At 53.4% G+C, this 18,491-nt stretch carries 18 protein-coding genes; 6 read left to right on the plus strand and 12 right to left on the minus strand.

Going from position 1 to position 18,491, the window contains the following annotated elements:
• Nucleotide 1: 1 nt before the first annotated feature.
• The 4 genes from qoxC to V4U88_RS19265 all read right to left on the minus strand — a co-directional run bounded on the left by qoxC (nt 2) and on the right by V4U88_RS19265 (nt 5,206).
• Entirely contained in the window at nt 2-598 is a 597-nt protein-coding gene (qoxC, locus tag V4U88_RS19250) for a cytochrome aa3 quinol oxidase subunit III (RefSeq protein WP_148455435.1), read from the minus strand.
• The gene (gene qoxB / locus V4U88_RS19255) at nt 595-2,538 is read right to left on the minus strand and encodes a cytochrome aa3 quinol oxidase subunit I (protein ID WP_334074871.1); all 1,944 of its coding nucleotides are present in this window, start codon (nt 2,536-2,538) and stop codon (nt 595-597) included. The genes qoxC and qoxB overlap by 4 nt, the downstream gene beginning before the upstream one ends.
• 24 nt (nt 2,539-2,562) lie before the next feature.
• Nucleotides 2,563-3,516 carry a cytochrome aa3 quinol oxidase subunit II gene (qoxA, locus tag V4U88_RS19260; protein ID WP_334074872.1) on the minus strand — a complete coding sequence of 318 codons (954 nt, stop codon included), beginning with the start codon at nt 3,514-3,516 and terminating at the stop codon, nt 2,563-2,565.
• A gap of 712 nt (nt 3,517-4,228) precedes the next feature.
• The gene (locus V4U88_RS19265) at nt 4,229-5,206 is read right to left on the minus strand and encodes a diaminopimelate dehydrogenase (RefSeq protein ID WP_334074873.1); all 978 of its coding nucleotides are present in this window, start codon (nt 5,204-5,206) and stop codon (nt 4,229-4,231) included.
• A 255-nt stretch (nt 5,207-5,461) separates the two neighbouring features.
• Here V4U88_RS19265 and V4U88_RS19270 point away from each other — a divergent pair, with 255 nt between their 5' ends.
• Both V4U88_RS19270 and V4U88_RS19275 read left to right on the plus strand, forming a co-directional pair.
• Nucleotides 5,462-7,165, plus strand: coding sequence for a copper resistance protein CopC (locus V4U88_RS19270; RefSeq protein WP_334074874.1), 1,704 nt, complete (start codon nt 5,462-5,464; stop codon nt 7,163-7,165).
• A gap of 49 nt (nt 7,166-7,214) precedes the next feature.
• On the plus strand, nt 7,215-7,949 hold the full coding sequence (locus V4U88_RS19275; protein WP_334074875.1) for a YcnI family copper-binding membrane protein: 735 nt from the start codon (nt 7,215-7,217) through the stop codon (nt 7,947-7,949).
• Between the two features lie 50 nt (nt 7,950-7,999).
• Here V4U88_RS19275 and V4U88_RS19280 read toward each other — a convergent pair whose 3' ends face one another.
• From V4U88_RS19280 to V4U88_RS19290, 3 genes are all read right to left on the minus strand, one after another.
• The gene (locus tag V4U88_RS19280; protein ID WP_334074876.1) at nt 8,000-9,214 is read right to left on the minus strand and encodes an SLC45 family MFS transporter; all 1,215 of its coding nucleotides are present in this window, start codon (nt 9,212-9,214) and stop codon (nt 8,000-8,002) included.
• A gap of 4 nt (nt 9,215-9,218) precedes the next feature.
• The gene (locus V4U88_RS19285; protein WP_334074877.1) at nt 9,219-9,956 is read right to left on the minus strand and encodes a glycerophosphodiester phosphodiesterase; all 738 of its coding nucleotides are present in this window, start codon (nt 9,954-9,956) and stop codon (nt 9,219-9,221) included.
• Between the two features lie 224 nt (nt 9,957-10,180).
• Nucleotides 10,181-10,735 (minus strand): flavodoxin family protein, encoded by a 555-nt coding sequence (locus V4U88_RS19290; RefSeq protein WP_334074878.1) that lies wholly within the window; start codon nt 10,733-10,735, stop codon nt 10,181-10,183.
• A 249-nt stretch (nt 10,736-10,984) separates the two neighbouring features.
• Between V4U88_RS19290 and V4U88_RS19295 the strand changes: the two genes are divergently transcribed.
• Together V4U88_RS19295 and V4U88_RS19300 are read left to right on the plus strand one after the other, a co-directional pair.
• Nucleotides 10,985-11,209 carry a PspC domain-containing protein gene (locus tag V4U88_RS19295; RefSeq protein WP_334074879.1) on the plus strand — a complete coding sequence of 75 codons (225 nt, stop codon included), beginning with the start codon at nt 10,985-10,987 and terminating at the stop codon, nt 11,207-11,209.
• A gap of 48 nt (nt 11,210-11,257) precedes the next feature.
• On the plus strand, nt 11,258-11,929 hold the full coding sequence (locus V4U88_RS19300; protein ID WP_334074880.1) for a PspA/IM30 family protein: 672 nt from the start codon (nt 11,258-11,260) through the stop codon (nt 11,927-11,929).
• Between the two features lie 48 nt (nt 11,930-11,977).
• Here V4U88_RS19300 and V4U88_RS19305 read toward each other — a convergent pair whose 3' ends face one another.
• The 3 genes from V4U88_RS19305 to V4U88_RS19315 form a co-directional block, all read right to left on the minus strand.
• A complete protein-coding gene (locus V4U88_RS19305) occupies nt 11,978-12,910 on the minus strand; it encodes an SPFH domain-containing protein (protein ID WP_334074881.1) in 933 nt (310 codons plus the stop codon).
• Nucleotides 12,910-13,344 (minus strand): NfeD family protein, encoded by a 435-nt coding sequence (locus tag V4U88_RS19310; protein WP_334074882.1) that lies wholly within the window; start codon nt 13,342-13,344, stop codon nt 12,910-12,912. Before V4U88_RS19310 ends, V4U88_RS19305 begins: the two co-directional genes overlap by 1 nt.
• A 92-nt stretch (nt 13,345-13,436) precedes the next feature.
• Entirely contained in the window at nt 13,437-14,168 is a 732-nt protein-coding gene (locus V4U88_RS19315) for a prepilin peptidase (RefSeq protein WP_334074883.1), read from the minus strand.
• A gap of 158 nt (nt 14,169-14,326) precedes the next feature.
• Here V4U88_RS19315 and V4U88_RS19320 point away from each other — a divergent pair, with 158 nt between their 5' ends.
• Nucleotides 14,327-14,533, plus strand: a complete 207-nt coding sequence (locus V4U88_RS19320; protein WP_334072257.1) for a hypothetical protein — start codon at nt 14,327-14,329, stop codon at nt 14,531-14,533.
• Nucleotides 14,534-14,899: 366 nt separating this feature from the next.
• Here the strand turns inward: V4U88_RS19320 and V4U88_RS19325 are convergent, their stop codons facing one another.
• The gene (locus tag V4U88_RS19325) at nt 14,900-16,291 is read right to left on the minus strand and encodes an L-cystine transporter (RefSeq protein WP_334074884.1); all 1,392 of its coding nucleotides are present in this window, start codon (nt 16,289-16,291) and stop codon (nt 14,900-14,902) included.
• A gap of 303 nt (nt 16,292-16,594) precedes the next feature.
• Here V4U88_RS19325 and V4U88_RS19330 point away from each other — a divergent pair, with 303 nt between their 5' ends.
• Nucleotides 16,595-16,732, plus strand: a complete 138-nt coding sequence (locus V4U88_RS19330) for a helix-turn-helix domain-containing protein (protein WP_334074885.1) — start codon at nt 16,595-16,597, stop codon at nt 16,730-16,732.
• Between the two features lie 331 nt (nt 16,733-17,063).
• Here the strand turns inward: V4U88_RS19330 and V4U88_RS19335 are convergent, their stop codons facing one another.
• Nucleotides 17,064-18,440, minus strand: coding sequence for an MATE family efflux transporter (locus V4U88_RS19335; RefSeq protein WP_334074886.1), 1,377 nt, complete (start codon nt 18,438-18,440; stop codon nt 17,064-17,066).
• Nucleotides 18,441-18,491: the final 51 nt, after the last annotated feature.

Below are 18,491 nucleotides of genomic sequence, written 5' to 3' on the forward strand. Positions count from 1 at the left end.
GTCACATCAGTCCTTTCAAGTAGACAAAGCTGAAGATGAAAATCCAGACCACGTCGAGGAAGTGCCAGTACAGCGAGAAGATGAACGATTTGTTCGCCGTATCGAGCGTGAACCCTTCGCGCTTGATTTGCAGCATCAGTCCTCCGCCCCACAGCAGACCCAGCGTAACGTGAGCCCCGTGTGTCCCGAGCAATACGAACAAGCTGGACAAAAACGCGCTTGTCTGGAGGGTTGCACCTTCATGCACATAGGTTACAAACTCCATGATCTCCACCCCGAGGAACCCGAGGCCGAGCAGCAAGGTAATCAGGAAAAACACCAGGGTGGCCTTCTTGAAACCCTGCCGCATACTGTTGATGGCCAGACCGATGGTGAAGCTGCTGGTAAGCAGCAGGAAGGTTTCGATCAACACCGGTCCGATCTCAAAGATTTCATGCCCCGACGGTCCGTTGCCGGTACGGTTCCAGAGCGTAAGGTACACGGCAAACAGCGTCGAGAACAATACGATTTCCGCGCCGAGGAACAGCCAGAAGCCGAAAATACGGTTGCTGTTCTCTTCCGAACGGTACTCCAACGGCAGCGTATTATCTAATTTCATACCTGTTCACCCCGCAATTTTGACTCCGTCTCCAGAATTTCCTTGACCGGGATATGCCGGCCGTGGTCGCGTTCGAACGAACGTACCGCCAGCATGACCAGAACGCCGATGCCGGCGACGATGGCCGGTACCCACCAACTGAATACCATGAAAAATCCGAAGAAGAAGAATATAATCCCCAGAATAACCGGCTGACCGCTGTTATTCGGCATATGAATCTCTTCAATTTTGTCTTCGTAGAGCGCAGGGCCGCCCTTTTTAGCTTCCCAGAACGGATCCAGTCCGTTTACCTTCGGCACAACCGCAAAGTTGTACTCCGGTACCGGGCTATGCGTACTCCATTCCAAGGTCCGGGCATTCCACGGATCGCCCGTCGTATCTCTTGGCGCGTAACGGAAGCTCCAGTAAATGTTGTACACCAGCAGCACAAAACCGATGGCCAGGCCTACCGCGCCAATCGAGGCGATCAGGTTCAGCGGACCGAAGCCCGTGCTTTCCGAGTAGGTGTACATCCGGCGCGTCATCCCCTTAAGGCCGAGGAAGAACAGCGGCAGGAACGTTACGTTAAAGCTGATGGCAATGGTCCAGAAGGCCAGCTTGCCTTGGCGCTCGTTAAGCCGGAACCCGAACAATTTCGGGAACCAGTAGTAGAAACCGGCGATGACCGCAAACACCGTACCCGGAATCAGCACATAGTGGAAATGCGCTACCAGGAACATCGTATTGTGGTACTGATAATCGGCGCTCGCCATCGCGAGCATAACGCCGGTTACGCCGCCGATCGTAAAGATCGGAATAAAGGCGAGCGAGTACAGCATCGGCGTCGTAAACTCGATTCGGCCTTTTTGCAGCGTGAATAGCCAGTTGAATATTTTAACCCCGGTAGGAATGGCAATCGCCATCGTGGTGATCGAGAAGATCCCGTTGACCATAACCCCGTGACCCATCGTGTAGAAGTGATGCGCCCATACGACGAAGGAAAGGAGGGAAATCACGATCATACTCCATACCATGGATTTGTAGCCGTACAGATTTTTGCGCGAGAAAGTAGAGATAATTTCACTGTATATCCCGAAGGCAGGAAGGATAACAATATAAACCTCAGGGTGCCCCCAAACCCAGAACAGGTTGGCCCAGAGCATATCCATCCCGCCGTTCGCCATCGTGAAAAATTGTGAGCCGAACATGCGGTCGAACATCATAAGCGCCAGCGCCACGGTCAGGACCGGGAAGGCGAACAGGATGATGACGCAAGTGATGAGCACCGACCAGGTGAACATCGGCATGCGCATCAGGGTCATGCCCGGCGCACGCATTTTCAGAATCGTAGCGATAAAGTTTACGCCTGTCATCAGCGTACCGATCCCCGCGATCTGAAGCGCGATGGAATAGTAGTTGTTGCCGACGGTGGGGCTAAATTCGATGCTCGCCAGCGGGAAGTAAGCGGTCCAGCCTGCGTCCGGGGAGCCCCCGATGACGAAGGAAATGTTGAACAGCATCGCCCCGGCGAAGAAGAGCCAGAAGCTGACCGCATTCAACCGCGGGAACGCCACGTCACGCGCTCCGATTTGGAGGGGAATGACGACGTTCATCAGCCCGATGACAAAAGGCATCGCCATAAACAGAATCATAATAACCCCATGGGTCGTAAAAATCTCGTTGTAATGCTGCCCGTCCAGAAGCCCGTTTTCCGGAACCGCCAGTTGGGCCCGCATTAGGAGTCCGTCGACACCGCCGCGGAACAGCATCAATAAGGCGGCGATGATATACATTATGCCGATACGCTTATGGTCAACGGTCGTCAACCATTCGCGCCACAAGTAGCCCCATTTTTTAAAATAGGTGAGCCCGATGATGATCGCTAGCGTGGCGACCACAATGCTGACCATGGCGCCGTAGATCATCGGTTCTCCAGTGACGAAAAATTCGTCCCATTTCATCTGTAGCTAGCTCCCTTCCGTTAGTTAGTGGCCGTGCGATTCATGCCCGGCGTCTTCTGTTTCCGAATGGTCCATATTCATCTCGGAGTGATCCATTTCCGAATGATCGGAATGGTCCGTCTCTTCGCTGTCACCATGGTTATGGCCGGCATTTTCGCCCTCAGGTGCCGGTCTGAATTCCAAATGCGTGGAGGTGTAAGTCTTTCTTCCGACATGGCTTTCCTTGAGGAGCGAATCGAATTCCTGCTCCGTCAGTGCGGATGCCGTCTCTTTGACTTCCTTCACCCATTCGTCGTACTCGCCGGGCGACATAGCCAACGCCTCGAATTCCATGTGAGCAAAGCCTTCGCCCGAGAAGTTCGAGTTCTTGCCCATATACGAACCCGGGTGCTCGGCAACCAGATTCAGCTTATTGACCATATCGCTCATCGCATACTTCTGTCCGCCGAGTTGCGGAATCCAGAAGCTTGTAATCGGTCCGTAAGCGTACAATCTAAATTCGACCGGACGATTCGTCGGGATGTTGACATAGTTTACCGTCTCGATCCCCTCTTCCGGATAACTGAAGTGCCATTTCCAGTTGGAGGATGCCGCATAGATGACCAGCGGCTTTTGATCTTCATATCCTTCCGGCACCGTCTCGACCGCGGCCGTGCTCTTCACCGTAACTACGGACAAGATTGTAACGATAATGACCGGAATGGCGATCCAAGTGATCTCCAGCCACTTGCTTCCCTCGACATGAGGCGGTTCATAGTCCGGAGCCGCTTTGGAAGCGCGGTATTTGGTAAGCATGTAAATGTAGAGCACATAAACAACCAGCAAGATCAGTGCCATTACAAGCATGGAAAAGATGATGACGTTAGATTGTGTCTTGGCCACAGGTCCTTTCGGGTTTAAGACCGCTAGAGACTCACACCCGGTCAGGAGGACAAGAAGAGCTGTAAATACAGCAAGCAGCAATCCTTTCCTTTTCATAGGTTTCCGATACCCCTTTCTAATTGGTAAAGCTCATCACGAGCAGGCGGGATGATTTTTAATAGTAATCGTTTAAGAATTATGTTAGGAAAGTCCGGAAATTTAAACAATTCATAGAGTTAGACATTTTTTCAATATTTTTACAATTAGGACATGCACCTGTCATGCGTTTTTCCAACACAATCCCGATTTAAGCCCGTTTCAACTCGAATTCCGGCAAAATCAGCGATTTTGATAATTGTTCACAATGATCTCAAAACAAGTCGCAGTTCGCAAAATTGTCATATAAATACGATAGTTAGTGATAATAATCACTTACTAAATTTTCTTATTTATGCTTGCTATATAGATTGAACTATTGATTTGCCTATTGGACAGTCGGGTGAGGGGGCTTTTCGCACTCTTGGCCTACAGCTCATGGTTTGGTTCAAATTAAAGGGAATTCCTCTCGTTAAATCGGTGCCTATGCGGCTGTAGAGGCGATTTAGCTGGAAAATCTCCCGCTAATCCACCTGAAATTGTGCATATCGGCCATTGAGCCACGAAATAGATGGAGCTTCTCCAGCTAAATCCGGCTCAAGGGCCAAGAGCGGTGCATTAACGGGAGGTTTTCCCGTTAGTGTGGAGACGCCTACGTCGAAGGTGACACTTTATATCTACAACATAAAAAAGCCAACCGGTTTTGCCGGCTGGCTGACATCTTTTTGCAGCGTTACAACAATTCTTTACGCAGCTGTTCCGGGGATTTCGGAGACAACAAGCCGAACGGAATGTCGAATACCGTTTTCGCCCCGGTTTGTCCCGCATTGGACAGCTTGTACACGGCGCGCGCGTAAGCCACCAGTACGCTTGCCGTAAATTCAGGGTTGCTGTCGAGCTTGAGGCCAAATTCGATAATTTGCTTGCTGTTTTCGCCCGTCCGGCCGCTGCGCAGCACCGTACCCCCGTGCGGCATCGCCGAGTGGTTCTTCTTGAGTTCTTCTTCGCTGATAAAATGAACCGTAGTATCATAATCGGCAAAATAGTTAGGCATTTCTTTGATTTCGCGTTCGATGGCCGCCAGATCGGCGCCTTCTTCCGCCACGACGTAACAATCGCGCAAATGCTTCTCTCTCGTGCTCAGCTCGGGATTTTCCCCGCTGCGGACACGCTCTACGGCGGACTCGACCGGAATCGTATACTGCACGCCGTTCTTCACGCCCTGAACTCGCCGGATGGCATCCGAGTGGCCTTGGCTGACCCCTTTGCCCCAGAAGGTGTATTCTTTACCTTCAGGAAGCACCGCTTCCGCCAGCAGGCGGTTCAACGAAAACAGTCCCGGGTCCCAACCGGTGGAGATGACGCTGACATTGCCGCCTTTGACGGCCGCCGCATTCACTTTCTCAAAATACTCAGGAATTTTGGCATGCGTATCAAAGCTATCCACCGTATTGAACAAAGCCGCCAGCTCCGGTCCTTGTTCCGGCAAATCCGTAGCCGACCCGCCGCAAAGAATCATGACGTCAATATCACCTTTGTATTTCTCAACCTCGGAGATATGTACAACGCCGTTCGCCGCTGCCACTTCATCCGGTTGTCTTCTGGAAAAGATCGCTTTCAATTCGATGTCCGGGTTTTGCTTGATCGCCTTTTCCACACCGCGACCCAAATTTCCGTACCCTACGATACCCACCTTGATGTTCGCTGCCACTAAACGTTTCCTCCTCCAATTCAAATATGTTTACCATTTTAACGCACTCCAGTGAAATTTAAAATATCTAACACGTCAAGTGAAGAAATAAACATCACTCCGGCGGTTCAAACGGGGATGATGTGTCACAAATTAGACATATCAACGGGGGAATTCTGGTTATTTTACGTAAATTAGAGCTATATAAAACTCAAAAAGAAATAGTAAAGTAATTAGTTGTGACATTAATCACTGACAAAGCTGGGTGGTGTGAGTTTGGGTTATTCAAAACTTTGGAAATATACGTTGTTGGTTATTTGGGTTTGCGGATTTGGGGCATGCGCTATCCCGATTCCGGCTGCCGCCCATGCCTCAGTCGTAGACTCGTATCCGGCCTCGGACTCCACGCTGCAAGCTCCTCCAGAATCCGTCTATGTTCAGTTTAACGAGCCGATCGAGCCCGCTTTTTCGTCCCTGGAAGTACTGGGGCCAAAGGGAGAGCAAGCCGTTCAAGGCAGCCCCCAACTGGATAACAAGCGACCGGACAAGCTGACGGCCAGCCTGAAGCAGGGATTGCCCGAAGGAGCCTACACGCTTAAATGGAGGGTCGTATCCAGCGACGGCCATCCGGTGAAAGGAACAATTCTATTTCAAGTTGGGGATGAACCAAGCGCTGCCGTCCGGACGCCGCCGAATTCGGATACTTCCACCGCCGCGCCGGGGACGGCTGCCCTTGTGGTGCGCTGGCTTTGGTATATCGGTATGACGCTCTATTCCGGGACACTGCTTTTCCACTTGGCCCTGCTTCCCCGCGGCTCGCTGGATATTGGAGCATCCAGGCTTGTTCAAAGGAGCCGGTCCCTGCTGGTTGCCGGCCTGGCGGGAAGCGGAATCAGCCTTCTTATTACATTGCCGCTGCAAGCATTTTCTTATGAAGGCGACTTTCAGGGATTGCTGCATGGCGGAGCACTCTGGCAGACGCTGAATCTAACGGCTTTCGGCACCGTCTGGAAGGTTCAAATGTTACTTTTGCTCCTTTTAACGGCGATTACATGGACCGGCATAAAGGTAGGGCACAAACGCAAGGCCGGCACAAAGGGATTGGAGCGGTTCCTCGCGGGGGCGGCTGTCGTCTGCAGTCAAGCGCTGCTTCTATCCAAAGCGTTTCTCGGGCACGCGGCGGGGGCCGGCCCCAAAGGCTTGGCGATTCTGGCGGATTACCTGCACTTGTCCGCTTCCTCCCTCTGGCTCGGAGGGCTTCTCTCCGTCGCCTGTTTGCTGCCGCTCGCGGCAAGAGAAAATTCGCCTGCTCCGGGTATGGGCCAGCCGTCCGGGCTTTACTGGGAGACGCTTCAGCGCTTCTCCACCGCGGCCGCAGTCTGCGTCACGGTACTGCTCGCCTCCGGCATCTACGGTGCTTTCCTCCATATTCCGGATTTGAATTCGCTATGGAGTACAAGCTATGGCCGAACCCTGCTGGCCAAAATCGTCCTGCTTCTGCCAATGCTCCTTCTCGCCCTTTCCGGGTTCATCCGGGGCCGCCGGCGTGCCCGCCGGCCGAAGGCGACCTTATGGGCCGAGTTGGGCTTGGGGGCGGCCGTTCTGCTGCTTGCCGCCCTGCTGAACGGCCAGCCGCCCGCCTCCTCGGCCACGCTTCAGCAGCCGGGGCATCTGGAGGCAGCCGTGTCCGGCTACCGGATGACCCTGGATGTCACTCCTGCCACCGTAGGGCAAAATCAATTTAAAGTGAGCCTGACGGACCTTCAAGGGCAGCCCATCGAAGATATCGAGCAGATCACCTTACAGCTCACCTCCCAAGAGATGGACATGGGAACCATTGAAGTTGTCCTCCCCGGAGCACACCCGGAAGGCCGGGGATTGATCACGATGGAGGGAAATTGGAACGTTCGCGTTCATATTCTGCTTAAAAGCCTGGACACGATGGACCACGATTTTACACTAAAAGTCGATCCTATATAAATTTGGATACATTTAGCTTTTCAATATAGAGCAGAAGGAGTTCAATTCCATGAAAAAATTCTTCTCCCGTTTCTCGTTAAGTTGCGCAACCGTCCTGCTCGGTTTTACGCTGTTTGCCGGATGGGCCAGCGCGCATGTCACCGTTAAACCCGGAACCTCTGCGCCGGGCGCCTGGGAAACGTACAGCATCAAAGTGCCGGTGGAAAAAGACATTCCCACCGTCAAAGTCTCCCTGAAAATTCCCGAAGGCCTGGATTTCAAGCAGTACCGGCCCGTCCCCGATTGGAAGGTGGAGCTGACGAAAAACGATGACGGCCAGGTCACCGCAGTTGCTTGGGTGGCGGAAGGAAAAGGGATTGGTCCGGGGGAATTTCAGCAATTTGAATTCGTCGGCAAAAACCCGGACAGCGATTCCGCACTCGCCTGGGACGCTTTTCAATACTACAGCGACGGCAGCATCGTGGAATGGATCGGAGAGAAAGACTCCGATAACCCCCACTCGATCACTAAGGTGACGGCGGACGCGGCCGGAGCCGCGGAAGAAGATCATGCCGTTCATGGGCATGACAGCGATGCGAGGGCAACCGGCGCGGCGGGCGGAAATACCGATACAGGCGCAGGTACCGGTGCAAATGCCGGGACAAAGGCCGCCGCGCCGGACGAGGCTCAAGATGGCGGTACTTCCGCCGTCGAAATCGGCACACTGATCCTCTCGTTGGCAGCGCTGCTCGTTTCCCTGGCCGCCTTGTTTGCGGCGCTTCGCTCGCGCAAGAGAACGTCCTGACAAAAAGCTCACACAAAATAAAAAATAGCTGGAGCATTTCCAGCTATTTTTTATTTTCCCGCTGTTATAGGTGTTTGGTCTACCGGATCATGACCGTTAACTCTCTCGCCGGCGCCCGCCCCGAGCAGGCAGAGAAACGCCAGCAGCAGCCCGGTTGAAGCACTGATGAACAGCGCGGGGTAGCCGAACGTATCGATGACCCAGCCGAGCAGCGGCGGCGATACAATGGCCGCCAGGGAAGAGACAAAATAATAGATCCCCGTTCGCGTTCCGATGCTTTCCTCTTTCCCGGCCGAGATGACCCACGGGTACGAGTTAATGTTGATGCATGCCCAGAATATCCCGCCTACGATCAGCAGTACTCGGAGCAGCAGCACCGATTCCACGAAGACGACCGAGCCGAAGACAAGAAACAGTCCGCCCACGCCGATCATAATGATCTTTTTCTTGCCGAATTTGGCCCCGAGCCAACCGCTGGGCAGCGCGAACACCAGGAAGGCCAGGGAGAAAAAGGTCAGTGAAAAGGATGCCTCGCTGTCGCTCATCCCCGCATGCTTGGTTCCGTATAACGTAAACAGCGCCTCAACGCCCTGGTACGCCACAAACCAGAAAAATATCGCCCCCAGGATAAACAGTGTCGTCTTATCCAACTGATCCTTGATCCGCACCGGTGAAGCCGGATTGGCCGATGCCGCGTCCGCTTCCAGCAGTACAGGCTCCTTGATCACGGCTTTCAGGACGAGCATGCAGACTAGCATAGTGATACCCGCAAACAGAAACGGCACGTACGAGCCGATCCCGTACAGTTTCGAGCCCACCCCGAAGGCCAGAACCGAACCGATGCCGCCCATAAAGTTAATGATGCCGTTCGCCCGCGTGCGTTGTTTTTCCGGGGTAATGTCCGGCATAAGCGCCACCGTCGGAGCCCGAAACAGGCTCATCGACAGATTCATTAACATCATGAACAACACCAGGGTAACGAATCCGGTATGAAAAGGAATCAACACTGCAAAGACGGCGCCGAGCGGCATCCCGATCAGCAAGTACGGCATTCGGCGGCCGAACCGGGTATGGGTTTTGTCGCTCCGGTGGCCGATCCATGGCTGCAGAAACATCGCAAAGTAATTGTCGATCGTCATCATAAACCCGATCAGGGCCGCGCTGGTCAAATAATCGTCCAAAAAGAGCGGCACGAAGGCATTATAAAGCGCCCAGGTCAGGCTGATGCTGAAAAAGCCAAGTCCCAGCAGCCATGTTTTCCTCATCCATTCACTTCCTTTCGGCGTTCAACAGTTCATTCAACCGGTCCGGATAGTCCGTAATGATTCCGGCTACGCCGGCCTCGATCATCCGGGACATCAGCGGTTTGTCGTTTACCGTGAACGGATGGTAGACGATTCCCGCCGCGGCGGCCGCGGACACGAATTCCGGGCGGACGGCCATATGGAAAGCATGAAGCGCGTCGGCCTTTACGGTCTTGGCGTAAGCCCAAGGCTCGTACAAGCCTTCCCCGTACAAAATCCCCGTGCGGATTTCCGGAGCGATTTGTTTGCACTCGAACAGGGAATAGTGATTGAAGCTCGAAATGATGACTTGTTCCGACATTTTATATTTTCTTACGGTCTCAATGAGTTTCCGCTCGATTTCGGGGTAGAGCACCGCTCCGTTCTTCAATTCCAGATTGACCACTGTATCGGTGCCTTGGGTCAGCTCCAGAAGCTCTTCGAGCGTAGGGATCTTCTCGCCCTTGAAATCTTCGTGATACCAAGATCCCGCATCGCGGGTGCGAATTTCCTCCAGCGTCAAGTCCTTGACCCACTCCGGCGTACCCGCCGTCCGTTTCAAGGTTTCATCGTGAATCAGAACCAAATGTCCGTCCTTCGTCATCTGTACATCCGTCTCGATCCCGGTAGCTCCAAGCTCCAGGGCGTAAGTAAAGGATGCCATCGTATTTTCCGGCCGATGCCCCGCGGCTCCGCGGTGCGCAAAATTAATGGGATTAGGCAATGGATTGTCCTCCTCAGGTGCGTTATTTTTTGCTCAAACTAGATATTATCCATCTCCTAACTATAATCCTGCTATGTAAAAGCAATATAAGAAAAACGCTTATCGTATACATTTCCGCTGAAAATTTACACTTTAATTCCAAAACGGGAGACCTCCGCCAACCTGCGCGGAAAGTCCCCCAATAAGTCGGTAATTTCTAATATCAGGTCACGCCGCTCCCACCCTCAACTCGGAATGACCAAGGATTGCAAACTGGCGTTCAGCCATCCGGCCTCGCATACCGCCCGGGTATCCTGCAGAATTTCTCCCGGCTTGCTCGCTTTGCCGATTAAATACCCCTCGAGCGGCATGCCCATAAAGTCAAACGTATATTTCAACTGCTGAATGAGCGGCATGGCCTTGATCCGAGGATTATCGCCGCCGGTGACGATGACATATGCCTTCTTCTGCGACATCGCCTGTTTAAAGTCAAACCGGGGGTCCCGCAAGCTTTGCGACCACCGGTCGATGAAATTTTTCATCACGCCCGAGACACCGTACCAATAGACCGGAGTGGCAAAAACGAGCGTTTCATGCTGAAGCACTTCCAAAATCACCTCGTCGTAATCGTCATCCACAGCGTCAAATCCGCCCTCCTCATGTCTTTGATCCCGGATGGGCATAATCCGCTTCTCCCGAAGCGCAATTTCCCGGTAAGGAATCCCCTCCAGCACCAGGCGCACCAATTGCTCCGTGTTCCCATTTTCCCGTGTGCTTCCTTGCAGCAGCAAAATACTCATTCGCGCACTTCCTTTCGTTAATATCCCACAGCAACAAAGTGTTCTAACTTATTGTTATACTACGCCGCGCCACGCCTGAAATATAACCCCCCAGTCCCCTGACCGAGAGGGGGACCCGACCAAGGTCCAGTTCACAAACCGCCTCAGGCCCGTTATCCCGCATCCGGAATCCAGCTACAATAAAGACATCAACGACGGATATGAAAAACAAATTCACCATCACATAAAAAGAAAGGGAGTTTTATAATCATGAGAAAATTGTATCGTTCGGTCACCGATAAGCAGATCAGCGGCCTGTGTGGCGGGCTAGCGCGGTTCTTAGGCATGGATCCGACCATCGTCCGGCTGATTGCGGTAGTAGTGGCCTTGTGCAGCGTAGGAAGCGCCGTAGCCCTGTATCTAATCGCCAGCCTGATCGTGCCGAAAGAGCCGATCGGCGAATTCGGTTTCGACGAACCTTTTACCCACTATTAATCCTAAAACCTAAATTACTCATTCAAAAATCAAAGGAGAGAATTCATTATGAGTCTGTTCAACCGTATCGCCAATATTACAAAAGCCTCCCTGCATGAAGTATTAAATAAACTCGAGGATCCGGTGTTAATGACCGGACAGTATTTGCGGAACCTGGAGGAAGATCTCCATATCGCGGAAAATATGCTGCGAGAGCAGCGGATGAACGCTAGCGTCCGCCAGCGTCAGAGCGAGGATGCCGCCGAGAACGCGAAGCAAAGCGAGCTGCGGGCGCTGGCCGCGTTGGAAGCCGGCGACGAAGCTGCGGCAAGAGCGGCGACGGCGGCTAAAATCCGCTATGAAGAGCAGGCGCAGCAATACGCCGCCGAAGCCGCGGATGCCAGAGAACGGGTGACAGAATTGGAGCTCCGTCTGCAAGAAGGCAAAGAGGAGTATGCCCGGCTCAAAGAGAAACGCAACGAGTTGGCCGCACGGGCCCGCAAAGTCGAGGAACGCGAGCAAATGGACCGGCCGAACTTCAGCCACGGCCTGGACTACGGCGCGGCGGCCCGGGGCTTCGACCGGATGGAAGAGAAGATCCTCGAATGGGAAGCCGGCGCACAGCTTTCCGGCCGCGCCTACCCTGCCGGAAAATCCCCGCAAGCGGCGGAGCCGGCCGACGCGGCCGTGAACGAAGAACTGCGGCGGATGAAAGAACAGCTGGAGTCCCGCAATAAATAAAGAAAACCCCAACCACAGCGATGTGGTTGGGGTTTTTGTTCAAGAAACTTATTTTCCGTCCTTGCTTTTGAAAAGTTCGCCGATCGCCCCGATGCTGCCCAGCGTGTCGACGGCACTGGAAGGAAGAAACACTTTGTTCGCCGGACCTTTCGCCACTTCCTTCAACGCTTCGAAGGATTGGTAAGCCAGGACCTGCTCATTGAGCGCCGCGTTGCGCAGCATTTCGATCCGCGCCTGCTCGGCTTCGGCCACGGCCTGAATCGCTTTGGCCTGACCGAGCGCTTCCAGCTCTTGGGCCTGACGCAAACCTTCCGCCTCGCGGATGCGCGCTTCCTTGTCCCCTTCGGCCTTCAGGATTTTACTTTGCTTATCCCCTTCGGCGCGCAGAATCATATCCTGCTTGGCCGCCTCGGCCTCCAGAATCATAGCCCGCTTGCTCCGCTCGGCCTTCATTTGTTTATCCATCGCTTCCTGGATATCCAGCGGCGGCTTGATGTCGATAACTTCAACACGTTCGATCCGCACGCCCCATTTTTCGGTCGCCTCGTCCAGGGCAATCCGGATATCCGTCGAGATTTTTTCCCGACCGGACAAGGTTTCGTCCAGCTCCATCCTACCGATAATTTGCCGCAGGGTTGCCGTCGTGATATTGCGGACCCCGTAAACGTAATCGGAAATGCCGTAAGTGGCTTGCTCCGGTCCAACCACCTGATAGAAGATAATCGTATCAATCTGAACCTGAACATTATCCTTGGTGATTACGGTCTGCGGCGGAACGTTCGCTTGCTGGATCCGTAAGTCATGATACAAGCGGACATGGTCGATGACCGGGATCAAAATGTTAAGCCCCGGCGTCAACAGCCGGTTGAACTTCCCGAGCCGCTCAACGACCCCTACCCGCTGCTGCGGCACGATTTTGACGGTCAATGAAATAAATACGACAACGACGACGACGATAACAGCAATAATCGCTAATTGCATTAAATAAATTCCTCCCAACGTTCGACTTCGATGATTGTACTGCTTCGTCTGAGCACCCGGACCCGCTCGTCTCTCCCCAGATTTTGGGTCGAGGTGGCGCTCCAGGTGTCTCCTCCCACTTTGACGATTCCATACTGGCCTTGTTCGATCGGTTCGACCACAATCCCCTCTCTTCCTATCAGTTCGATGCCGGAATCCTCATATCCTTTGGCGGCCCGAAACTTCCGTGAGAGCGGTTTAGTGAAAATCGTAAGCACCAAGGCCACCAGACACCCCGCGATCACTTGCGCCAGAAACGCTTCCGGAGCCACCCAGGCGACCCCCGCGGCAACGACCGCCCCAACGCAAAGCCAAAGCAGATAAAATGTTAGCGTCACCATTTCCAGAACCAATAAAACGCCTGCGGCTATCAACCAAAGCCCCCATGCATCCATGCCGTCAAATGCACCACCTTTCCGCATTATAGTTTATATATACGGGACGGGTCGGAAAAGGTATCAACACCGTCCCTGAAGATGGAGCCCATTTAGTGGGAATACGTCACGTAACCCTGCACCATCTGTGCTCCGTATCCGAATGCCGCAAGCGTTCCGGCCGCCAGCCATGGCGCAAAAGCGATCGATTTGGGGCCGGACAGCAAACCCGCCGCCCACAGTATGCCACCCGTCAGGCTTCCCAGTACAAAGGCCAGAACAAAGGCGACGATGACATAAGGAAAGCCGACCACCCAGCCAAGTAGCGTGAACAGCTTGACATCCCCCATGCCGATGCCCCGCGTCAGCCAGGCAATCATCATCAGCGTCCCAAAGCCGAGGAAGGCGCCAAGCAAATGAGTCCAAACCGAACCCAGCGGAAAGATTAGCCTCAGCATCAACAGTATTGGTAGAAAAGCAAGCAGCACCTTGTTCGGTATCCGTCTGAACCGCAGATCCGTCACGGTCACGATGACGGCTAGGCTAACCAGCGCCGCTCCAACCAGCGCTTCGCCCGTCAGCCCGAACCGGGCATACATCCACAGGAACAGCAGCGCTGTGGCGAGCTCTGCCGCGGGGAAGCCGCGGAAAATCCGAATTCGCGTCCCCTCCTGCCGGCGCTTGCGGTCCGGCGGCCCGCCGTGAGGCGAGGCCGAAGGGGGCGACGCTACCGACGGACGGCCAGGCGGTTCCTTGGCCTGCGGCGGACGAAGGCCGACCGCTTTCCAGCATGCGCCTAGCGCATACCCGGCGAACATTATGATAATAGATGTCAGTAGCGTCATGGCGATTTATCACTTTCATCCCAACTTAATTCATGTACTGAATTCAATTATAACCTATTTTAGACAAATAGCCGTTAAAAAAGTAAATGGGATGTCTTTTAAAGCCAGGGAGATGAATAAGAGCCTTTTGGGCACTAGCATTGCATTAATCCTGACATATGATTACAACGGAGCTTGATGCCTTAATCGCTTTTAAAGAACTTCGCAAAAAAGTACAGGCCTCTAAACAAGGTTCTGCAGTTAGGAAGTCTAACGGCCGTGAGAGCCGTTATGTTGCGATTGAATCACGTATTGGGATTTTAACGGTCGTGTGGACCGTTATTTACCTTCATTTCGACCAAAACAGCCATACTTATATGAAATAGGGGCCGTGGCGGCCGTTAGAATTTGGATTCAGCGCAAACAGGGCAAATAACGGCTGTGGCGACCGTTAGCATGGTTTAGAGGCGGAGACGACGATCTAAGCTCGACATGTTGCTTGCCGAAGCGGCGGAATGGCCCCAAATGGGCAGCATCAAGGAAGTTCGATGCAACGTCATTGCCTAAAAGTCGGCTATCCCCCCCGACCAGCCGAATTCGCCAAAATAGCGCCGCATCAGGTCCTTATTCACCCGCACGGCTTGCCCAGAAATTCCCGCTGGCCTATGCGCGTACAGCGCAAAACCCCCGGTTATCCCGGGGGTTTTGTATTATGCTATCTCCTCATCCTAAGCCCAAGCTTATGTTTAAACTTACGCTTGAACCACGTCCAGATCGACATCGCGCTTGAACACTTCGGTGTCGTTCTCGCCCAGCACCTTGCCGGTGATGACGCCGGCCGTGATCGAGTCGTTGACGTTCAGGGCGGTACGGCCCATGTCGATCAACGGCTCCACGGAAATCAGCAGGCCGGCGAGAGCTACCGGCAGGTTCATCGTGGACAGGACGATCAGCGAGGCGAAAGTCGCGCCGCCGCCTACCCCGGCTACGCCGAAGGAGCTGACCGTGACAACCAGGATCAGCGTGAGGATGAAATCCCAGCTGAGCGGGTTGATCCCGACCGTCGGCGCGATCATCACGGCCAGCATGGCCGGATAAATGCCGGCGCAGCCGTTCTGGCCGATCGTCGCCCCGAACGAGGCCGACAGGTTGGCGATGCCCTCAGGTACGCCCAAGCGTTTGGTTTGCGTCTCCACGTTCAGCGGAATCGTAGCCGCACTGGAACGGGAAGTAAACGCAAATACGAGCGTAGGCAGCACTTTTCTAACATATTGCACCGGATTGTAGCCGAACAGGGCCAGCAAAATCAGGTGAATGATGAACATGACGATCAAAGCCACGTAGGAAGCCCCTACGAATTTGATCAGTTTGAGGATTTCCTCCGGATTCGTCGTCGCGACCGTATTCGTAATCAGCGCCAGGATACCGTACGGGGTTAGGCGCAAGACCAGCGTAACGATGCGCATGACGACCGCATAGACGGCCTCGACGATTTTGCGGAACATATCCGCTTGTTCCGGTTTCTTTTTATCCAGACCAAGAACGGCTACCCCGATGAAAGCGGAGAAAATAACGACGGCCAGCGTAGACGTGCTGCGCGCGCCCGTCATATCGGCAAACGGATTCGTAGGAATGAAATCGAGCACCTGTTGAGGAATCGTCTTGTCGGCCACCTCGCCAACGCGCTCCTCCAGTTTCGCCCCCCGCGCTTGTTCCGCTTCGCCCGCTTCAATTTCGATCGCCTTCAGGTCGAAGCTAAGGCTGGTGACAATGCTGACCGTCGCCGCAATCGCGGTCGTAATCAGCAGGACTGCGATGATCAGCGCGCTCATCTTACCAAGATTCTGCTTGCCTTTCAGCTTGGTAATCGCCGAAATGATCGAGACCATGATCAGCGGAACGACCACCATTTGCAGCAAACCGACATACCCGCGTCCGACCAGGTTGAACCAGTCCGTCGATTTGGCCAGCACTTCGGAGTCGGCCGGGTAAAGCAATTGAAGGATGACGCCGAATACGAGCCCCAGGCCGAGGCCGGTAAATACCCGTTTCGTAAAAGAGATATGCTTCTTCTGCATCCAAATGAGAACGCCGAGCAATACGAGCATGACTGCGACGTTGATAATAATCTGCAAAGTTTCCATCGTTCGATTCCTCCCATAAGTCTATAAAAGGGTTTCCCGGGCGTTCGCCCGGATTACAGAACGTATCATAACACATAAGCAAGTAAATTTATAGGATTAATTTTAGTATACTGCTAACCCGTTGATGGGACGCCATTTTTCCACTCTTTTGGACATCGTTACTTTAACTATTATTACCCAAAGAACCAAAGAAAAACAGTGGGATACGCGAACAAAAAAACGAGGCTGGCGGACCTCTTCTACAAGAAGCGTCCCGTCAGCCTCGGACTATGTTTATCCTTTTAAACGGTAAACCCGGCTTTCATGCGGCTGCTGGAGACAACCGACTTGTCGGTATACACTATTGCCAACCGAGCGTACTATGCCAATGACTCGTATTTCTCCAAGCTGTTCAAGCAGGAGGTCGGACTGACGCCCAACGAATATAAAAGAATTGGATAATTGGGTTGCAGAAAATGGACATCTCAAGTGCTGGAGGGTGCGGGATAGTCAATTACCGGGAATTCCTCCCGTTAATTAGGATTCTATACGGCTGCAGAGGTGAATTAGCGGGAAAACCTCCCGCTAATTCGGCTGGAATATCGTGTATCGGCGGTTGGACCGCGAAATAGCTGGATTTTTTCCAGCTATTTCGGAGCCAAGGGCCAGGCGCGGAAAATTAACGGGAGGTTTTCCCGTTAATAGCCGTCAATAAGCGACTAAGTGTGCGGGCTCTAGCGGGGGGTGGGTCGCGAAGCGGAGCCTTACTAGCTTGAATTGGCCCACGGAGCTTCTAAAAATGCGAGTAACCCGCGGCCTTCTCCCGCTCAATGAGGCTCATGCTCTCCCAGCGGCGCGATTTCCATCTGATCCGGAGCAAACATGTCTTCACCCACTCATCCGCGATAAACGCGATATACACGCCAATCATGCCCCAGCCTAAATACACCCCTAGAACGTAGGAAAGGGAGACGCTAATGATCCAAACCGATGAGACGCTGATATATACCGGAACTTTGACGTCGCCCGCCGCACGCAGCGCGTTGATAAGGATGAGGTTCCCCGCGCGCCCGGCCTCCAGCAGAACGGCAAGCCACAATAAATGAACCGTTTGCCGGATCGTGTCCGTATCGTTGGTGAACAACCCGACCAGAAAACCCGAACACGAAGCGATCAACAAAGCGGAGCCCGCGGAGATCAACGATGCGAACCAGGCGTAATTTTTTCCCCGCTTATAGGTCTCGTCAAATAGCTTGGCTCCAATGTACCTGCCGATCATGATCTCCGTGGCCAAAGCCAAAGACAAGGTAAACAGGTTGTTGAACATTCCGAGATTTTGGGCGTATATTTTGGCTGAGAGCGCCTGGGTTCCCAAAAGCGCGATAAAAGAGGTAATGCAAATTTGCGCCATGGTGGAAAAAAAGCTTTCCCCCGCCGTCGGGATGCCGATTTTGAACAATCCTCCGGCATGTTCCCGCAGGTCTTTCGCATGGATCCCCCGCATCCGCCACTTGAAGTCCGTCTTGAGTTTGATCACGACGAACAAAAACGCCAAGCCGACCAACCGCGACAGCACGGTGGAGATGGCAACCCCCGATACCCCCGAAAAAGGCGCACCCAAGGAGCCATACAGGGCGATATAATTCCCGGCCAGGTGTACGGCGTTTATTCCAAAAGCGACATACATGGTAACTCGCGTCAGTCCGTAGCTTCGCATAATGGTGGCTAAAGTAAGCCTGACCGCTTCAACAAACACAAATCCGCCCGTGATCATTAAGTAGGTCCAGGCGGAGGGAGCCAGCTCCTGGGGAAGATTCATCCACCCAAAGATCGCACGTCCCGCTCCCAGCAGAAGCAAACTGGTCAACATCCCGAACAGTAAATTGAGCACGATGGCCACCGAAGCGACTTCCAATGCCGACTTGTCCCGCCCAGCCCCTAGATTTTGGGAAATGAGCACGCTCGTACCCGCGGACACCACGTTGAACATCAAGTTCACAAAGAACAAAATTTGATTCGCTACGCCGACGGCGGCCACCGCTTCTTCCGAAAAGCGGCTGAGCATTAAAGTATCGATATTTCCCATCAGCATGCCGAGCAACATTTCAACAAAAATGGGCCAGGTCAAAGCAAATAACGAAAGCTTCTTGTTTCCCTGTTCTTTCTCCAAATTATCTTCACCCGCGGCTTTCCCCCAAAATGCAATCTAAATCCATTCTAT

The organism is Paenibacillus sp. A14 (assembly GCF_036864815.1).
Classification (GTDB): domain Bacteria; phylum Bacillota; class Bacilli; order Paenibacillales; family Paenibacillaceae; genus Fontibacillus; species Fontibacillus sanfengchensis.

What these genes read in the sequence shown, in the direction of transcription:
- qoxC (WP_148455435.1), bottom strand. Translation starts at nt 598, where the DNA reads ATGAAATTAGATAATACGCTGCCGTTGGAGTACCGTTCGGAAGAGAAC.
- qoxB (WP_334074871.1), bottom strand. Translation starts at nt 2,538, where the DNA reads ATGAAATGGGACGAATTTTTCGTCACTGGAGAACCGATGATCTACGGC.
- qoxA (WP_334074872.1), bottom strand. Translation starts at nt 3,516, where the DNA reads ATGAAAAGGAAAGGATTGCTGCTTGCTGTATTTACAGCTCTTCTTGTC.
- V4U88_RS19275 (WP_334074875.1), top strand. Translation starts at nt 7,215, where the DNA reads ATGAAAAAATTCTTCTCCCGTTTCTCGTTAAGTTGCGCAACCGTCCTG.
- V4U88_RS19280 (WP_334074876.1), bottom strand. Translation starts at nt 9,214, where the DNA reads ATGAGGAAAACATGGCTGCTGGGACTTGGCTTTTTCAGCATCAGCCTG.
- V4U88_RS19290 (WP_334074878.1), bottom strand. Translation starts at nt 10,735, where the DNA reads ATGAGTATTTTGCTGCTGCAAGGAAGCACACGGGAAAATGGGAACACG.
- V4U88_RS19295 (WP_334074879.1), top strand. Translation starts at nt 10,985, where the DNA reads ATGAGAAAATTGTATCGTTCGGTCACCGATAAGCAGATCAGCGGCCTG.
- V4U88_RS19300 (WP_334074880.1), top strand. Translation starts at nt 11,258, where the DNA reads ATGAGTCTGTTCAACCGTATCGCCAATATTACAAAAGCCTCCCTGCAT.
- V4U88_RS19305 (WP_334074881.1), bottom strand. Translation starts at nt 12,910, where the DNA reads ATGCAATTAGCGATTATTGCTGTTATCGTCGTCGTCGTTGTCGTATTT.
- V4U88_RS19310 (WP_334074882.1), bottom strand. Translation starts at nt 13,344, where the DNA reads ATGGATGCATGGGGGCTTTGGTTGATAGCCGCAGGCGTTTTATTGGTT.
- V4U88_RS19315 (WP_334074883.1), bottom strand. Translation starts at nt 14,168, where the DNA reads ATGACGCTACTGACATCTATTATCATAATGTTCGCCGGGTATGCGCTA.
- V4U88_RS19320 (WP_334072257.1), top strand. Translation starts at nt 14,327, where the DNA reads ATGATTACAACGGAGCTTGATGCCTTAATCGCTTTTAAAGAACTTCGC.
- V4U88_RS19325 (WP_334074884.1), bottom strand. Translation starts at nt 16,291, where the DNA reads ATGGAAACTTTGCAGATTATTATCAACGTCGCAGTCATGCTCGTATTG.
- V4U88_RS19330 (WP_334074885.1), top strand. Translation starts at nt 16,595, where the DNA reads ATGCGGCTGCTGGAGACAACCGACTTGTCGGTATACACTATTGCCAAC.